General features: G+C 51.9%; 13 protein-coding genes, 1 tRNA gene and 1 pseudogene. 8 read left to right on the plus strand and 7 right to left on the minus strand.

The annotated features are described in order from the left end of the window. Window positions 1–6 precede the first annotated feature (6 nt). Entirely contained in the window at window positions 7–657 is a 651-nt protein-coding gene (lexA, locus tag QZN53_RS11605; RefSeq protein WP_163439102.1) for a transcriptional repressor LexA, read from the plus strand. Window positions 658–773: 116 nt separating this feature from the next. Here lexA and QZN53_RS11610 read toward each other — a convergent pair whose 3' ends face one another. Together QZN53_RS11610 and QZN53_RS11615 are read right to left on the minus strand one after the other, a co-directional pair. Further along, window positions 774–1,844, minus strand: coding sequence for a hypothetical protein (locus QZN53_RS11610; RefSeq protein WP_205428150.1), 1,071 nt, complete (start codon window positions 1,842–1,844; stop codon window positions 774–776). A 3-nt stretch (window positions 1,845–1,847) separates the two neighbouring features. Further along, on the minus strand, window positions 1,848–2,273 hold the full coding sequence (locus QZN53_RS11615) for a peptidylprolyl isomerase (protein ID WP_073322228.1): 426 nt from the start codon (window positions 2,271–2,273) through the stop codon (window positions 1,848–1,850). A gap of 258 nt (window positions 2,274–2,531) precedes the next feature. On the opposite strand from QZN53_RS11615, the gene lepA reads away from it, so the two are divergent. Then, on the plus strand, window positions 2,532–4,352 hold the full coding sequence (lepA, locus tag QZN53_RS11620) for a translation elongation factor 4 (RefSeq protein WP_163439103.1): 1,821 nt from the start codon (window positions 2,532–2,534) through the stop codon (window positions 4,350–4,352). Between the two features lie 5 nt (window positions 4,353–4,357). After that, entirely contained in the window at window positions 4,358–5,548 is a 1,191-nt protein-coding gene (locus tag QZN53_RS11625) for a S26 family signal peptidase (RefSeq protein ID WP_163439104.1), read from the plus strand. Between the two features lie 389 nt (window positions 5,549–5,937). Here the strand turns inward: QZN53_RS11625 and QZN53_RS11630 are convergent, their stop codons facing one another. Then, window positions 5,938–7,182: a DUF1015 domain-containing protein gene (locus tag QZN53_RS11630; RefSeq protein ID WP_367269193.1), complete on the minus strand. Its 1,245-nt coding sequence runs from the start codon at window positions 7,180–7,182 to the stop codon at window positions 5,938–5,940. A 99-nt stretch (window positions 7,183–7,281) separates the two neighbouring features. Further along, window positions 7,282–7,779: pseudogene (locus QZN53_RS13005) on the minus strand (DUF2062 domain-containing protein); the annotation flags it as partial. An 81-nt stretch (window positions 7,780–7,860) separates the two neighbouring features. Here QZN53_RS13005 and greA point away from each other — a divergent pair. Both greA and QZN53_RS11640 read left to right on the plus strand, forming a co-directional pair. After that, complete coding sequence (gene greA / locus QZN53_RS11635) at window positions 7,861–8,328, plus strand: transcription elongation factor GreA (RefSeq protein WP_163439106.1); 468 nt, start codon at window positions 7,861–7,863, stop codon at window positions 8,326–8,328. Window positions 8,329–8,365: 37 nt separating this feature from the next. Then, a complete protein-coding gene (locus QZN53_RS11640; RefSeq protein ID WP_163439107.1) occupies window positions 8,366–9,169 on the plus strand; it encodes a TatD family hydrolase in 804 nt (267 codons plus the stop codon). Here QZN53_RS11640 and QZN53_RS11645 read toward each other — a convergent pair. The 3 genes from QZN53_RS11645 to QZN53_RS11655 form a co-directional block, all read right to left on the minus strand. Next, a complete protein-coding gene (locus QZN53_RS11645) occupies window positions 9,157–11,202 on the minus strand; it encodes an EAL domain-containing protein (protein ID WP_163439108.1) in 2,046 nt (681 codons plus the stop codon). The two genes, QZN53_RS11640 and QZN53_RS11645, sit on opposite strands and share 13 nt — an antisense overlap. 124 nt (window positions 11,203–11,326) lie before the next feature. Then, window positions 11,327–11,399 (minus strand) — tRNA-Glu (locus tag QZN53_RS11650). A gap of 62 nt (window positions 11,400–11,461) precedes the next feature. Further along, window positions 11,462–13,414 (minus strand): peptidylprolyl isomerase, encoded by a 1,953-nt coding sequence (locus tag QZN53_RS11655; protein WP_163439109.1) that lies wholly within the window; start codon window positions 13,412–13,414, stop codon window positions 11,462–11,464. 147 nt (window positions 13,415–13,561) lie between these two features. On the opposite strand from QZN53_RS11655, the gene nadB reads away from it, so the two are divergent. From nadB to QZN53_RS11670, 3 genes are read left to right on the plus strand one after another with little or no spacing between them, the layout of a single operon-like run. Beyond that, window positions 13,562–15,145: an L-aspartate oxidase gene (nadB, locus tag QZN53_RS11660; protein WP_163439110.1), complete on the plus strand. Its 1,584-nt coding sequence runs from the start codon at window positions 13,562–13,564 to the stop codon at window positions 15,143–15,145. A 34-nt stretch (window positions 15,146–15,179) separates the two neighbouring features. After that, window positions 15,180–16,241 carry a serine/threonine-protein kinase gene (locus QZN53_RS11665; RefSeq protein WP_163439111.1) on the plus strand — a complete coding sequence of 354 codons (1,062 nt, stop codon included), beginning with the start codon at window positions 15,180–15,182 and terminating at the stop codon, window positions 16,239–16,241. Between the two features lie 25 nt (window positions 16,242–16,266). Continuing rightward, window positions 16,267–16,956, plus strand: coding sequence for a CvpA family protein (locus QZN53_RS11670; protein ID WP_294653258.1), 690 nt, complete (start codon window positions 16,267–16,269; stop codon window positions 16,954–16,956). Window positions 16,957–17,009 lie beyond the last annotated feature (53 nt).

Raw genomic sequence — 17,009 nt, forward strand, 5'->3', positions numbered from 1 at the left:
TTATACATGGAAAACAACAGCAAACGCAAGGAGCTAACCACCCGTCAAGAAGAAATCCTGGAATACATCAAGAAGTATTCCAAGGAAAACCGCATGCCACCTACCGTCCGCGAAATCGGCAACCATTTCGAGATTTCTTCGACGAACGGCGTCCGTTCCATCCTCGCCGCCCTCATCAAGAAGGGCTATATCAACCGCTCCCCCAGACTTAGCCGCGGTATCGAAGTTGTCGACAGCGGCAATTCCGAGGCTTCGGAAGCGCCGACCAATACTATTGAAATTCCTATCGTGGGCCGCGTCGCTGCCGGTACGCCGATTCTTGCCGTGCAGAACCTCGAAGGCACCGTCACCATCGACCGCGACTTCCTCGCTTGCCGTTCCGACGTCTTTGCGCTCCGCGTCAAGGGCGACTCCATGATCAACGCCGGCATTCTCGACGGCGACTTGATTTTCGCTCGCCAGCAAAAGACGGCTGACCGCGGTGAAATCATCGTGGCCCAGGTCGACAACGAAGCCACCGTCAAGTATTACCACCCCGCCGCAGACCATATCGAACTGCGTCCGGCAAACCCGCGTTACCGCCCGATCATTGTCAAGAAGGACAAGCACTTCTCCATTGCAGGCAAACTCATCGGCGTGATGCGTAAGGTGAACTAACAGAGGCCGCGCCGACCGCGGCGCCCTCGCCCGCCACTTGAAAACTCGCTTATAAAGAAATCCGCCCTCGGTCGAACCGGGAGCGGATTTTTAATTTCTGACGTTATCCAAAAGGATTAATCTTCCATTTCGGCGAGATCTTCTTCAGCTTCCTTCAGATCGTCTGCGTCCGGTCCGATAATATCGTCATCTTCTTCATCCAGAGAGTCGCCGTCCATGGCACCGAGCTGGTATTCCACCTTGCGGGCTTCCTTGGACTGACCGAGCTTAAGGATGGCGGCACATTCTTCGCAGAAGCCGAGATGCTTGTCGACCCAGAATTCAGGAGACACGAGGTTGCGGTTGCAGCGCGTGCACATCTGCGTGGCAGCTTCGCGTTCGAACATCTTGTTCTGTTCTTCGAGTTCCTTGAGAATGCGTTCCGTCAGTTCTTCCTGCGTTTCTTCGGCAAGGGACGACTTGTGGCGGATTGCAGAGGTCGGCTTCATGTCAAGGTTCTTGACATCGCTGGACATTTTCTTCTTGTTGGAGCGGTCTTCGGATTCGTCGACCTTCACGAACATGATGGTCTTGGAAAGGCGCTTGACACCCTGCAGGAGCACGGCGTAGGCGTAGTCCGGAGCGTTCTTGGACTTCTTTTCGGCAACCGGAGTTTCGACCGGCTGTTCGACTTCAACAGGCTTTGCAGCGGGCTTGGCTTCAACCTTTGCGGGAGCCTTTGCAGCCGGCTTTGCCGGAGCGGCTTTCGGTTCGGGCTTGGCGGCAGCCTTCGGAGCAGCAGCGGGCTTTGCGGCCTTAACCGGAGCAGCCTTCGGAGCAGGCTTAGCCGGAGCGGGCTTCTTGGCAGGAGCCTTTGCCGGAGCGGCCTTAGCTACAGTCTTCTTAGAGTCCTTCGCCTTCGGAGCGGGCTTTGCCGGAGCAGGCTTCTTAGCCGGAGCCTTCGGAGCCGGTTTTGCCGGAGCGACCTTCTTGGCAGGCTTTGCCGGAGCGGCCTTCTTGGCCGGGGCCTTCGGAGCCGGTTTTGCCGGAGCAGCCTTCTTGGCAGGGGCCTTTGCAGGCTTTGCCGGAGCAGCCTTCTTCACAGCTTTAGCAGGGGCCTTGGCGGGCTTTGCCGGAGCGGCCTTCTTGGCAGGCTTTGCTGCGGGTTTCTTTGCCGGAGCCTTGGACGATACTTTCTTAGAACTCATAGATTACTTCTTTTCCACGATAGTGATGTTAATAATTTTATCATTGGGTTCAATACGGCAAACGACATCTTCGCCTTCAAGAACCTTACCGAACACCGTGTGCTTGCCATCTAAGTGGTGCTGCGGCGTCTGCGTGATAAAGAACTGCGAACCGTTCGTATTCGGACCACGATTGGCCATCGAGATAACGCCGGCTTCGTGCTTCAAAGAACTGATTTCGTCATCGATCGTATAACCGGGACCGCCCTTGCCGTTACCTTCGGGATCGCCACCCTGGATCATGAATCCGGGAATCACGCGATGGAACGTGAGGCCGTTGTAAAAGCCCTTGTTTGCGAGATCGACAAAATTTGCAACCGTGTTGGGAGCAGACTTGAAATCGAGCGAAACCACGATTTTGCCTTCGTGGGTTTCAATAATTGCATCGATTGCCTTAATAGCGGAATAGTCCTTGTTGAACACCTTTCCCTGAGCGAATCCAAAACTGAAAAAGCCAAGAACAAGGGCTGTCACAAGGGCAACAAAAACGAGAGGTCTTTTCATATCAACCATGATTGATGGTGCACATCTTTGATTTATATTGTTAATATAGCTTTTTTTGTCAAAGTCCATTGCGCATTTTCTATATTTAGCCCGAAAAATAGCAGGATTCACCCGGTAATTTCACCAGATAATCTTATCGTAATTATGCCGCAAAACGACAACATTAGAAATTTCAGCATTATCGCCCATATCGACCACGGTAAATCGACTCTTGCCGACCGAATGATTGAACTGACCAAGACCGTTTCGAAGAACGAAATGACGAACCAGCTCTTGGACGACATGGACCTAGAACGCGAACGCGGCATTACCATCAAGGCTCACGCTATTCGCATGGTGTACGAGAAAGATGGCAAGGAATACATTCTGAACATGATCGATACGCCGGGGCACGTGGACTTTACTTACGAAGTCAGCCGTTCCTTGGCCGCTTGCGAAGGCGCCATTCTGGTGGTGGATGCAAGCCAGGGTATCGAAGCCCAGACGCTTTCGAACCTCTACCTCGCTCTCGAAAACGACCTGGAAATTATTCCGGTGCTCAACAAGGTAGACCTTCCGGGTGCACAGCCCGACCATGTGGCTCAGCTCGTAGGCGACTTGCTCGGTTACGACCCCGAAAAGATTCCGCGCATTTCCGCTAAGACCGGCCTGAACGTAGACCAGGTTCTCGACAAGATCGTCGACGAAATCCCGGCTCCCAAGGGCGACAGCGGCAAGCCCCTGAAGGCTCTTATCTTTGACTCCGTGTACGACTCCTACCGCGGCGTGATCAACTATATCCGCGTTGTCGAAGGCACCATCAAGGCCGGCATGAAGATCAAGATGATGAAGACCGGCGCCGAATACATGGTGACCGAAGTCGGAACATTCAGCATGCGCCGCGACCCGCGTGACGAACTGACCGAAGGCATGGTCGGTTACGTGCTTGCAAACGTCAAGACGATTAGCGACGTGAAAATCGGCGATACACTCACCGATTCCGCCAACCCGGCGACCGAACCGCTCCCGGGCTACAAAGACATTCTGCCCATGATCTATTCCGGTATCTACCCCATCAATCCGGAAGACTACAAGGACTTGCGCGAAGCTTTGGAAAAGCTCCGTCTGAACGACTCCGCCATCAGCTGGGAACCGGAAACTTCTGAAGCACTCGGCTTCGGATTCCGTACCGGATTCCTCGGACTCTTGCACATGGAAATCGTGCAGGAACGCCTTGACCGCGAATTTAACGTGGACATCATCACGACTGTACCGAACGTGGAATACCACGTGTACATGAGCGACGGCACGATGGTGAAAATTGAAAGCCCGTCCAAGCTTCCCGATGCTAGCCGTTACGACCACATCGAAGAGCCTTATGTGAAGGCCCAGATCTTTACGCCGAAGGAATTCGTGGGCGCACTCATGACGCTCTGCGAAGAAAAGCGTGGCGAATTCGAGACCATGGAATACCTCGACGAAGAAAAGGTGATTCTCAAGTACAACCTGCCTCTCGCCGAAATCATGTTCGACTTCTACGACCGCCTCAAATCCGTAAGCCGCGGCTATGCAGGCCTTGACTACGCCCCGAGCGAATATCGCAGAAACAACCTGGTGAAGCTCGACATTCTTTTGAACGGCGACCCGGTGGATGCATTCTCGGTGATTATCCACAAGGACAAGGCCCACACCTACGCCAACGCCATTTGCGTGAAGCTTAAAGACCTTATTCCGCGCCAGCAGTTCGACGTGGCAATCCAGGGTGCTATTGGCGGCAAGATAATCAGCCGCTCCACCGTGAAGGCTGTGCGTAAGGACGTGCTTGCCAAGTGCTACGGCGGTGACATTACCCGTAAGCGCAAGCTCCTTGAAAAGCAGAAAGAAGGTAAGAAGCGCATGAAGAGCATCGGTTCTGTCGAAGTGCCGCAGAAGGCGTTCCTCGCCGTGCTTTCGCTTTCCGACAACTCCACCAACAACGGGGACTAAGTCCAATGTCCAGACTTTCGAGAAAGGTGAAAAGGCTGCAGCGAAAGAATTCGCAAAGCCATATCTTTCTCTTGTTCCTGTTCTTGCTGTTTGTTGGCGGGCTCGCGTTTGTCGCGCGTATTTACGCTCTCGCGCCCGTCAAGATTGTGGATGCGTCGATGACGCCCAAGTTCAAGGAACAGTCTACCCATTGGATGTGCAAACTGCCGCAATGCCTTACCCAAATCAAGGACCAGGACATTGTCTGGCTTTCGCTCAAAAGCGGCGAAACCATGGTGCGCAGGGTGCTTGCCATGCCAGGCGATTCCATTGAAATCACGGATAAAGGCCGCGTGCGTACTCCGCACCGAAACTTTAAATGGAAAGGCGAAGACGCCTTTATTCAAAGCCAAACGATTTACGTTCCTAAAGCCGGCGACACGCTCTATTTTGACAAATTAAACGACGTGGAGCAGGACTATATTTTAGCCTACCTGCACACTCATGGCGAAAAGATTGCCGTCAAGTCGACTCTTTGGCAAGGTGACCGCGAAATCAACATTGACCGCGTGGGTGCCACCAAGATTGCAAACCGCCAGGTAAGCCTTAAAGAAATTGATTTCTTGCCGTGGCAAGACCGCTACCTGATCGAGCTCCAGATTCGCCAGGCAGAACCGGGCAACGCTCCGATTAAAATCAAGCGCGAATTGTTCCGTTTAAAGCCCGCCAAGCTCGAGCTCACTCCCCCGCCCACGTCTTCTGCAGACTCTACCGTAGGCGATTCCATTAAGACCGATTCTATCAAAGTCGCGCACGTCGATTCCAACAAAACAGCAAAGGCCGACACGACTCAAAAAGACACAACGAAAAAGGATTCTGCCGTCGCAGCCCCCGCAAAACAGGCGCCAGCAAAGGAAGAACCGGAACAGTTCTTGGACGAACCCTTGAACAAGATTGTGATTGAAGAAGACTGCTATTACATGACATGCATCAAAGGCTCCAGCTGCCCCGATTCACGCGAACTCGGCTACTTTACGCACAACGATTTTATCGGGCGCTACTTGGAATGGCCTGACCGCTTCCAAAATAGAATCATTGTTCCGGCAAAGAAAATCCTCGACAAATCAATCGAATACATTCTCTCGCTCCTAGCTCCGGAAGAAGATTCTGAAGAAAATACTTCTGAAGATGAAACCAAGAGCGATTCCACAAAGTAAATTCTTTTAGATTGTCACACGAATTGTACTAAAGTACTAAAAGTGCGCAAGGTTATGACGCAGCAGAAAACTTGTTTTCTGTTATGGCATAACCGTAGCCACGAACGCCAACGGCGTTAAATGCTAGGCTCGGAAGTAGGTTTGCAAGCAATCCTGTTTCTCTCGCCTTACGCATTTATCTGATTTTACTAACGTAAAATCTATATATAATAATTTGTTTTTAACAGGAATCACGTTAGTGATTCCCAATCAGTGTGACAATTATATTGTTAAAAAATGCCGTTAAGCATTTCTAATCCGTGTGGTTTCCCAAAAACTTTCATGCCCAATCGATACAACAAAAAAGGCCGCGAATTATCGCGACCTTTTGAATTCCTATTGCTCAGCAATTAGTCCAGCGAGTGAACCAGGAGACCGTCGCGGAGCTTCGGTTCAAACCAGGTGCTCTTCGGCGGCATGATTTCGCCAGCGTCCGCGATGTTCATGAGCTGATCGAGAGTCGTCGGATACATAGCGAAGGCGCAGGCGCATTCACCGCTATCCACACGCTTCACGAGTTCGCCGAGACCGCGGATGCCACCGACGAAGTCGATGCGCTTAGAGGTACGCGGGTCATCGATATCGAAGAGCGGCTTCAGGATAAGTTTCTGGAGGAGAGCCACGTCGAGGCTGTCGACCGGACCGAGGTTCTTGAGGTATTCAGCCTTAAACGTGCAAGCATACCACTTGCCACCCATGTAGAAGTTCACCTGGTTCTGCTTGGCCGGGCTCTGCATCTTGTCGAGTTCGGCAATGTCGAACACCTTCTTCATTTCGTCCATGAGCTGTTCCGGAGTACGACCGTTCAGGTCCTTGAGCACGCGGTTGTAGTCAAGAATCTTGAGCTGGGTGCTCGGGAAGAGGATGGCGAGGTAACGGTTGTATTCTTCGTCACCGGTGTTGTTCGGGTTCTGTTCAGCGCGGAAGCTTGCGGCGCGGGCACCGGCAGCACTGCGGTGGTGACCGTCGGCAATGTAGCTCACCGGAACGGCTTCGAAAGACTTGCGGATGGCTTCGATTTCGGCGTCATCGTCGATAATCCAAACCGTGTGGCCAAAGCCGTCACCCTTGCTCACGAAGTCATACACAGGCTTACGCTTGGTCACTGCACCGAACACATCGAACTGGCCCTGATCGCGGTAGGTCAGGAACACCGGACCGGTGTTGGCGTTGGTGGCAAGCACATGGCGCAAACGGTCTTCTTCCTTGTCGGCGCGGGTCAGTTCGTGCTTCTTGATAATGCCGTTGAAGTAGTCGGCAGCGGGCACGCAGCAAACGAGACCGTACTGTTCGCGGCCGTTCATGGTCTGGCGGTAAACGTAGAGGCAAGGCTTCTTGTCGTAAGCGATAACGCCGTCGGCAATCATCTTGTCCAAATTTTCACGAGCATGCGCATAGACTTTCGGGTCGTAAGCATCCACGGAATCAGGGAGTTCCAGTTCCGCACGGGTCACGCGCAGGTAGGAATGCGGGAGCCCTTCGGCCATTTGCTTGGCTTCGGCGCGGTTCATCACGTCGTACGGGAGGGCAGAAATCGTTTCGGCTTCGGCCGGATTCACCGGGCGCAGCGCCTTGAACGGGTAAATGTGCATCATAGGGTGTTTTCCTTTGTGTGCTGCTTTAATTAAAGCTTCGTCTTCGGCAATCAAGCTCTGGATGTAGCTTGTCTTTGCATCCAGCCACTTTTTCTTGCGATAATTTACAATAAAATAGGCCAGGAAAAAGAAGATTGCACCGCCAATAGCCGCCACAATCGTAATTCCTATCATAAAGGCTGCCAAATGCCCCGCCGCATCGTGCCACAAGTGCGAAATCACGGAAATGCAATTCTTGAACGAAAGGCCTTCGAATTCCGAAAGGAAGTCGAAATTAATCTTTTCGGGGTTTAAAATCTTGCAACCGATGGCGTAACCCGACGGGTAAAAGAAACCGAACTGAGTGAGCGGGTTTGCCACGAAAGAAGACACAATACCCGGCACCTTCGGGAGCCTGAACAGGGCGCAGAACGCCACGGTCAAAATAATTGCGACACCAATTGTCGGCCAAATACCAATAAATACGCCCGCCGCAACGGACCAAGCCACTTTCAGGGCATCTTGCCGCTTGGGGAACATGCGGTTGTAATAGATGCGGCTCAGTCTCTTGTACTTCGACTCGTTGCGGTCGATACGCTTATGCTTAAATCGAATCATTGCGAGCCAAATTTAGAAAAAGTTACAAGCACTCTGCAATCCCCAAGCCTAAAAGATGTGATAAATTCTAAATTTAGAGTGATGAAACACTTGATTTCTAAAGAAGGCTTTGAAAAGTTCAAGGCGGAATGGGAACACCTGAAATACGTAGAACGCCCGGCAATGATCAACCAGGTGCAGGCAGCAGCGGCCGAAGGCGACCGCAGTGAAAATGCGGCCTACACGTACGGGCGCATGCGCGTGCGCGAAATCGACCGCAGGCTCCGCGAACTGGACCGCATTCTGGACGGCGCGCAGGTGGTCGAATCGCAGGCATCTGACGACGGCACGGTGCGCTTTGGCGCTACAGTCAAGATGAAAGACATCAAGACCAAGCGCGAACGCACCTACTCTATCGTGGGCGAAAAGGAAATCGACCCATTGCAGGGCCGCATCAGCATGAAGTCGCCCGTAGGTGAAGCCCTGATGGGCAAAAAACAAGGCGACCAGGTACAGGTGCAAGCACCCAAAGGCCTGATTACCTACGAAATTGTAGAGGTTAGCTACTAGAGGAGATCCCCGCCTACGCGGGGATGACATCAACAGCATGTTCATCGATACGCATTGTCATTTGGATTCCTACGAACAGCATTCCGGCGAAACCGTCGGCGATCTGTTTTCACGCCTCGCCCACGACCCGGATCAAAACGTCCAGGCGCCCGAAGCCTATATTCATGTGGCATGCGATCCGGCAGACTTTGCCCGCGCCCAAGAGCTCTCTGAAAAATATCCAAATGTCTACGCCGCTTACGGGATTCATCCGGAATATGTTTTGACAGAAACCGCCGAAGACGAAGCCCGCATGCTGGAATACCTGAAGCACCCCAAGTGCGTGGCTTGTGGCGAATTCGGACTGGATTACCACTACGGTTCAGACACCAAGGCCGAACAGGTCAAGCTTTTCGAGCGCCATCTGGAACTCGGGCTCAAATCGGGCAAGCCGCTGGTTTTGCACCTGCGCGAAGCCGACGACGATGCGCTCGCCGTGCTCCACAATGCCGACCTTCGTGGAAGCAAGATTCACGTTCACTGCTTTACGGGCTCGCCCAAATTCTGCGCACAGCTTTTGGACCTCAAATACCGCGGCGCAAGCATTTTTGTGGGCTTTACGGGAATCGTGACCTTCAAGAATGCACAAAACGTGCGCGATGCCGCGGCGCTCGTGCCCATGGACCAAATGCTCCTGGAAACCGACTCCCCCTACATGGCACCCATCCCTTACCGCGGAAAGCCCTGCCATTCGGGCTATATCCCCTACATTGCACAGGCACTCGCCCAAGTAAAAGAAATCCCCGTAGAACAACTCTACAGGGACTGTCGCGAAAACACTCGCCGTTGTTACGGGATATAACTCTCTCCGACGTAACCTCTTTCAATAATCGGAATTTCTTTTGCCGGCTTTTCGGCAACTGCAGACGACGCGGGCAGATAATGCTGCTGCAAGTATTCGTAGGCCTTGTCAGCAGATAGCGGTTTGCTAAAGTAGAAGCCCTGAATCAGCTTGCAACCTTCAGACTTCAAGAAGTCAAGCTGTTCTTCGCTTTCGACGCCTTCTGCAATCAAGTCCAGATTCAAGGACTTGGCAATGCCAATCACCATGCGGGCAAAAGAGGCATCTTCTTCGTCGTCGGTCACGTGGTCAATGAAGGACTTGTCCATCTTGAGCGTATGAATCGGGAACTGCTTGAGGTAAGAAAGGCTGCTGTAACCCGTACCGAAGTCGTCAATCGAAATCTGGATACCCATTCCCGAAAGAGCCTTCATGATCTTCACCGTCTTTTCGGCTTCGCACACGGCTGTGTATTCGGTAATTTCGAGCTTCAGGTTCTTGGGGTTCAAATGCGTTTCGAGCAACACCTGCTTGATGTCGTCGATCATGTTGTCGAGCGCAAACTGCTTTGCCGAGAAGTTCACGGCCACCTGGATATCGGTAAATCCCTGGTCGACCCAAGCTTTAGCCTGCAAGCACGCCATTCTCAGAATCTGGGCACCCATCGGGATAATGAGGCCAGTCTCTTCGGCAATCGGGATAAATTCTGCCGGCGAAATAAACTTGTTTTCGGACTGGTTCCAACGGACAAGCGCCTCGAAGGCGGACACGCGGTTTCCGTTAGCGATATCGACAATCGGCTGGTAGAACAGCACGAATTCGCGAGCCTGGAGAGCCCTGCGGATATCGAATTCAAGTTTGTAGAGCTTCATGGCCTTTTCACGGATGCCACCGCTAAAGAACTGGATTCCGCCATGAGCCACGCTCTTCTTCATTTCGCGAAGGCTGGAGGTGACGTTCGCCATGATGTCTTCGACGCAGTCCACTTCGCGGTTGAGGGCCACCGCCATCGAAACGCCGATATAAAGTTCACGACCTTCCAGCTGGATGGGCTGCTTGACCGCATTGTGGATTCTGCGGACTACAGCCTTGATATCGTTATCGTCGTCATTAAACTTGATATCGTGCAAAACAATAGCAAACACATCGGGACCAATTCGTGCAATCGTGTCACCCACGCGGCACTGGGCCTTAATACGGTCGGCGACCACGCGCAAAACGCTGTCGCCTACATTAATGGAATAAGATGTATTGATTGCGCCAAAACGGTCGATGTCCAAAAGGGCCACCGCAAACAGGTAATCGGGTCTCTTGAGAGCCATGTCGACATCGACTTTGAGCTTTTCAAGGAAGAACTTGCGGTTATAAACGCCGGTCAGGGCATCTTGATAGGCGTAGTAGTAATTCTGCTTGGCCTGGGCCTGCTTGTCGGAATATTCGTTCAAGGCACCGACAATACGGATGGGATGCCCGGAATCGTTCATCTGCACGTGGCCAGAAAGCATCAGGCTGCCTTCGCCGGACTTTGCCTTCAGCAAATTGACCGTCAAGCTGAACTTTTCGCCATTTTCGAGGGCGACCTGCAAGGCCTTCTTGAACTGGAGCCAGTCACTTTCGACAATGCGTTCCTTGAGCAAGTCAAAGGAATCGAGCATGGTACTCGATTCGGCCTGCAAAAGCTTAATCGCGCGGCGGGACCAGTACACCTTTCCGGTAATCACGTCAAAGGTCCAGAAACCGCTAGCGGAGATATCGACCATCATCTGGAACAGTTCGTCACGTTCCATGAGATCTTTCTTGAAATCACGAATGGGGACCGGATCGGCAGTCGGAGGGGCGATATTGACATCTTCGCGCATGCGCTTGCGGTTGCCAATAATCGGAAAACGGTACAAAACAGCCACTACAACCAAGAAAAAGTCGGCAAGAATATAAGGGACCGCCCAAATTAGACGTTCCTTACCCGATAAAATTTCTGGAATGAATGCTGCAAAGAAAACGCTTGCTATAACCAGCAAGAACCTTAACACCACTTTTTCGTCAAACAATCTCATTTACCCAATCCGTATGGGCTTAATATATAAATAAATTTTAACAGTGTAACTAAATTTTTTATGTTTTTTTTGATAGTGGATGGTTACACGATAACAAAAAACGGACCCTGGGGATCCGTTTTAATAGTGCCAAAGGGACTCGAACCCTTGTTACCGGCGTGAGAGGCCAGTGTCCTGGACCACTAGACGATGGCACCGAATTGCTTATTTAGCGCGCTAAACGAGCGCCGCCAAATATAGCAAACCAGCAATTTTCTGTCTAGTCTCTGTAGTAGAGGTCGAGATTGCTTTCAACTGCAGTCGAATTTTCGAGGTTGTTCACAAATTCAGTGAACAAAGTCATGGCAACATAGCTGCTGGTGTTGGCAATTTCGGTCTTCACAGCTTCCTTAACGGCAGCTTCTTCAGGAACCTTCTTGGAGACAACCTTGACCATCACGGCACCGTTTTCGGTAGCAACGGCAGGGCTCCATTCGCCTTCCTTGGCATTTTCGAGAATCTTGGCGATACGGGTGCTGCCATAGCCGAAGCCCGGCACATAGCCGTCGACAGAAGCGGTCACCTTTTCGATGTTGACCTTTTCAATCTTGTTTGCAGCAACAGCGGCAGAATCAGCAGCGCTATCAGCCGGAGCCCAAGCCTTAACCTTGTCAGCAACAGAAGCGAGGTAAGCTTCAGCAGCGGCGGCAGTCTTGTTGCGGAGCAGAGTGCTCTTGATGTTGTTGAAGTACAGGTCAATGCTACGATCGCCAGCCTTGAGGTCCTTCACCTTTTCGGCAACAACGACCCACTTGTTATTCTTCAAGATCGGAGAAACCTTGCTGGCTTCATCCGGGAGATTTTCGTTCGGCCAAGCGTAAGCGGCAAGACCCTTCAGGTAACCGACACCATCGATATTGTCGCCACGAGAAATCCAGTTAGAAGTATGAACGTCGAGGTTCTGTTCCTTAGCGGCTTCGGCAAAGGTCTTGCCTGCGTCCACAGAGGCCTTGACCTTGGTGAGGATGCCTTCGAGGCTATCGATAGTTTCAGAAGAAGCGTTCACGACGAGGAGGATGTGAGCGACCTTCACGAGATCAGCACCGGTAGAGTCCTTGGACTTGCCGAGGCTCTTGATGATGTGGTAACCAAAGCGAGTACGAACCGGTTCGGAAACGGCACCGGAATCAAGACCGAAGGCGACATCTTCGAATTCCTTGACATAGACGCCACGACCCACATAGTCGTCGCTCAAGACGCCACCCTTTTCAGCGGTGGTTGCATCTTCAGAAGAAATACGGGCCATGTCTTCGAACGTGGTGGTCGAAGAGGAATCGGTCAGCTGGTAGTAGAGCGTCATGGCGTATTCGCGAATGCGAGCGTCGTCACCAGCAGTAGCTTCAACCGGGAGGTATGCAAATTCAAACTGAGCCATGTCCTTCTTCACGAAGAAGCTGTCGCGATGGGCGTTGAAGTAGCCAGCAACCATCACGCTATCCACGGCATTTTCGTCGGCCTTGAAGTCTGCGCCATTGGCAACCGCCACCTGCAGTTCGTAATCGGTCAAGCGACGATTAACGTTCCAGTTAGCTTCGAGAGAAGTCGGGTGAACGGAAGCTCCAACCAGCACTTGCAGTTGGCGAGCCGGAATGGTGTTGGTCTTCAGGTCTTCTTCGAGCTGAAGCATCACACCCCAGCGGAAAGCTTCGGGAGTCTTGAGCCAAGCGTCGTATTCGTCCTTGTTGAAGGTAGAATCAGTAAGGAACTTCGGCAGGCTAGCAATGTAGGCATTGCTACGCTGCATCAGGTCTTCCTGGCTGGTGGCCTGCTGCTGGATCATGTATAAGCGGCGCTGTGCTTCCTGCACCAGGCGTGCACGCACGGCGTCCGGATTGCGGCTGAATTCAGAACCGATTTCGGCGACCGAGGCGCTCAGTTCGGCTTTTTCGAACTGGTCGTTCAAGAGAATCTGGCGAACAAAGCTACGGAACACTTCGGTGCGCAGCTGGTTGTACTGTTCGTCTTCAAGGTGCTGACCCTGGTACTGGTTCTGCACGATGTTCTTGATACGGGAGTCGAATTCGGCATAAGTAATCTTCTTGTCGTTTACAACGCCGACCGGATAGCTGTGTCCTTGGTTCGGGACACGGTCCATGGCCAAAAGGCCCACCACGATACCCGCGGCAAAGATAACGATAATCCACTTGGCTTTTTCATTAATCCACGTTAACATAGAGTAGACTCCATAGAAATTTTTGTCGGGCAAAATGTAGCAAAAAAAATCAATTACTTTTATTTTGCATTCAAATAATGCCGAAATAGCCGTTTTTTTCTATCTATACACTACACAAAGACAAAGTTTACTCAACGGAGTTCGGTCATGTACGACATTTTGGTCCTGGGAGCAGGCATTTCTGGCTTGAGTGCAGCACTCCATGCCGCAGAAAAAGGCTTTTCGGTTGTTATCCTCACTAAGGGTGCAAAACCAGATGGCTCATCGAACTACGCTCAAGGCGGAATCGCGACCGTTACCGAAAAAACAGACAAATTCAAGTTTCATATCGACGACACTCTGGAAGCAGGAGCCGGCCTTTGCAAAAAGGAACCCGTGAACATTCTGACCAAGAGCGGCCCGGCTACTATCCAGCAGCTGGTCAAGTGGGGCGTGCAGTTCACCCCCTCGCCCGCCGACAAGACTCAGTTCGACCTGCACTTGGAAGGCGGCCACAGCCACCACCGCATTTTGCACGCCGCAGACCTTACGGGTAAAGAAATCATGCGCGCATTGCTTTGCGAACTGCACAAGCACGAAAACATTCACTACATCGAAAACTGCTACATCAAGGATTTGATTTGCAAGGGCGAAGGTAAGAGCAAGCGCTGCATCGGTGCAAAGATTATTCACCAGAAGACAGGCCTTGTCGAAAACCTTTACGCAAAGGCTTCTATCCTTTCTACTGGCGGTGCCGGTCGAATCTGGCAGTACACCGTTTGCCCGCCCGATAGCTGCGGCGACGGCATGGCCATTGCAGCCCGCGCAGGCGCAGCCTTGCAGGACATTGAATTCATGCAGTTCCACCCCACGAGCCTTTATGCTCCGAGCCTCAAGAAGCCGTTCCTGATTTCGGAAGCCGTGCGTGGCTTTGGCGGAATCTTGAAGAACGACAAGGGCGAAGAATTCATGAACCAGGTGCATCCGTTGCACTCCCTTGCACCGCGCGACATTGTGGCCCGCGCCATTCATAGCGAAATGCAGCGCTTGGGCAAGCCCAACATGTTTATCGATCTTTCGGGCCGCACGCCGAAAGACATCAAGAGCCATTTCCCGAACATCTACGCCAAGTGCATGGAAGCAGGCATCGACATCACCAAGCAATGGATTCCGGTGGTGCCGGCCGCACATTACATGTGCGGTGGCGTACTGGTCGACACATGGTCCCGCACCGAGATTAAGGGCCTGTACGCCTGCGGCGAAGTCGCCGCTACCGGCGTCCACGGCGCAAACCGCCTGGCATCGAACTCGCTTCTGGAAAGCGTCGTCTTTGCCATTCGCGCCGTCGACAACATTAGCGAAAGCGGTCTCCTGAAAGAAAAGATTGCAACAAGCAAGTCGAGCAAGAAAGAAAAGATTTCGTTCACCAAGTCTGCCTACTGGCGCAAACGCAAGAAGATTCTGCAGGACATGATGTGGACACATTGCGGAATCGTGCGCACGATTGCAGGACTCAATCAGGGGCTCAAGGTTGTCGAAGAACTTGAAAAAGATGTCGATGCCGCCATCAAGAACAAGGAGACCGAAAACCTGTACTACATCGAATTCCTGAATGCACTGCAGGTGTCGAAGATGATTCTGATTGCAGCACTCCACCGCAAGGAATCCCGCGGACTCCATTACATTCTGGATTATCCGAATCTTGACCCCAAGACAAAGCATCACACGATTTACTTGGATGGCAAAAAATAAGTAAATTGTGGTTGGTGTATTTAGGAAGTTGGAAGTGTCAAGCGAAACAAAAAAGCCTTCGAAGATTGGTGGATACACACCGACGCAGGAATTAGGTTCCGGCGCCATGGGCCAGTTGTGGCTTTGCCACGACAAGTCGCTCGACCGCATGGTCGTTGTCAAGCAAATGCAGCAGGACATCGAAGACAACGATGTGAATGTTCGCCGCTTTATGCAAGAAGGTAACATTCTTGCGCATTTGAACCACCCGGCCATTACCAAGCCCTACGCCCTTTGGAAAGAAAAAGACGGCAAGCTTTCGCTGTCCATGGAATTTGTCCACGGGCTCACGCTGCGCCAGATTCTTGACAAAGTAAAACAGCCTCCTCTGTGGGTGGTGCTGAACATCTTGCACGAAATCCTTTGTGCCCTAGGCGAAGCTCACCGCAAGGGAATCGTTCACCGCGATATTAAACCCGCCAATATCATGATCGATAACGACGGGCGAATTCATTTGCTCGATTTCGGTATCGCGCATACCGAATCTCCGCTCAAGTTCAACAAGGGCGAAGACGCCGAACGACTCACGCAAACAGGTGCAATCCTTGGCACAGTCACCTACATGAGCCCCGAGCAGACTGTCGGCGAAGAAGCCACTCCGGCCTCCGACTTGTTTGCGGTAGGCATTGTCGCAAGCGAAATGCTCCTCGGGCAAAACCTGTTCCGCGGCACGAACTTTAGCGACACGCTTCAGAGAATCCAGAAGCTCCGCGTCACCGAAAAGGCTTTTGACAAGGAACTCCCCCGCCGCTTAAAGAAATTGATTGCAAAAATGCTGAACAAGGATCCGCGCAAGCGTCCGCTCACCGCATTCGATGCCGCCGAGCAGGTTTCGCTTGTCATGCGCAATTACCCGCGCGACATGGTTCCGTATACGGCCATGTGGATTTACGCCATCAAGGATTCTATCAAGCAGAAAACCGACTCTATCGACGAAACGCTTTTCACCGAACCCCCGATTTATCCGACACACATCAAGTTCCACTTTTTCAAGGGACTAGGCATCGGAGCTATTATTGGCTTTTTAATTTGTTTTATCATCACACGATTTATTTAGAGAACTTTTTTAGAAAACAAATTCTATGAACGCAATAGACATTGTCTGTCTCATCATCATTCTTTTTCTCATGCTGCTCGGATTATGGCACGGATTTTTCCGCGGGATATTCCGACTGATTGCCTGGGCTGCAGGTATTGTGGGAGCCTATTTTGCATGCGACCTGCTTTCTGATTTTGTTTCAAGCACCTTGCAGGCCAGCGCATTCTCGACAAAGCTCGTTTGCATGTGCATTGGATTCCTGGTTCCGTTCTTACTGTTCCTGTTTGTGGGTCGTTTTCTCCAGCATATTACCCAGAACACGACCGTAGGCAAGGCCGACCGAATTCTCGGGGGTATTTTTGGAGTCATCAAGGCTCTGCTCATTTGCTTTGTATTGCTGACGATTTTGCACTTGTTCCCCTTTGGCGGAATTATTCCGGAAACCCGCGACACCGCTTTCGCTTACGACGCCTACAAAGCATCTCTCGAGCTGCTGGGTTATTCTTCAAAGCCGGTGAACTTGCTCGACGTTGCCGAAAAGAAGGCCAACGAAATCACCAAGTCCATTACGGATAAAGCAACCGAAAAGGCATCCGAAGCCGCCAAGGAAGCTGCGGACAAGGCTACTGAAGTAGTCAAGGAATCTGCAAAGGAAGCCACGGAAGTCGCCAAGGAATCGGTCAAGGACGCCGTGGATTCCCTTAAGAACGCAACGAAAGAAGTCGCTAAATAGCGACTTTACCTTGTCGCGTACTTACGCGCCTCTTTAATAATATCTTCTTCGCC

Origin of the sequence: uncultured Fibrobacter sp., from assembly GCF_900316465.1 — a bacterium.
Lineage (GTDB): Bacteria > Fibrobacterota > Fibrobacteria > Fibrobacterales > Fibrobacteraceae > Fibrobacter.

Coding starts and splice junctions, on each gene's coding strand:
- lexA (WP_163439102.1), top strand. CDS start 7: ATGGAAAACAACAGCAAACGCAAGGAGCTAACCACCCGTCAAGAAGAA.
- QZN53_RS11610 (WP_205428150.1), bottom strand. CDS start 1,844: ATGAGTTCTAAGAAAGTATCGTCCAAGGCTCCGGCAAAGAAACCCGCA.
- lepA (WP_163439103.1), top strand. CDS start 2,532: ATGCCGCAAAACGACAACATTAGAAATTTCAGCATTATCGCCCATATC.
- QZN53_RS11625 (WP_163439104.1), top strand. CDS start 4,358: ATGTCCAGACTTTCGAGAAAGGTGAAAAGGCTGCAGCGAAAGAATTCG.
- QZN53_RS11630 (WP_367269193.1), bottom strand. CDS start 7,182: ATGATGCACATTTACCCGTTCAAGGCGCTGCGCCCGGTGAATCCGGCC.
- greA (WP_163439106.1), top strand. CDS start 7,861: ATGAAACACTTGATTTCTAAAGAAGGCTTTGAAAAGTTCAAGGCGGAA.
- QZN53_RS11640 (WP_163439107.1), top strand. CDS start 8,366: ATGTTCATCGATACGCATTGTCATTTGGATTCCTACGAACAGCATTCC.
- QZN53_RS11645 (WP_163439108.1), bottom strand. CDS start 11,202: ATGAGATTGTTTGACGAAAAAGTGGTGTTAAGGTTCTTGCTGGTTATA.
- QZN53_RS11655 (WP_163439109.1), bottom strand. CDS start 13,414: ATGTTAACGTGGATTAATGAAAAAGCCAAGTGGATTATCGTTATCTTT.
- nadB (WP_163439110.1), top strand. CDS start 13,562: ATGTACGACATTTTGGTCCTGGGAGCAGGCATTTCTGGCTTGAGTGCA.
- QZN53_RS11670 (WP_294653258.1), top strand. CDS start 16,267: ATGAACGCAATAGACATTGTCTGTCTCATCATCATTCTTTTTCTCATG.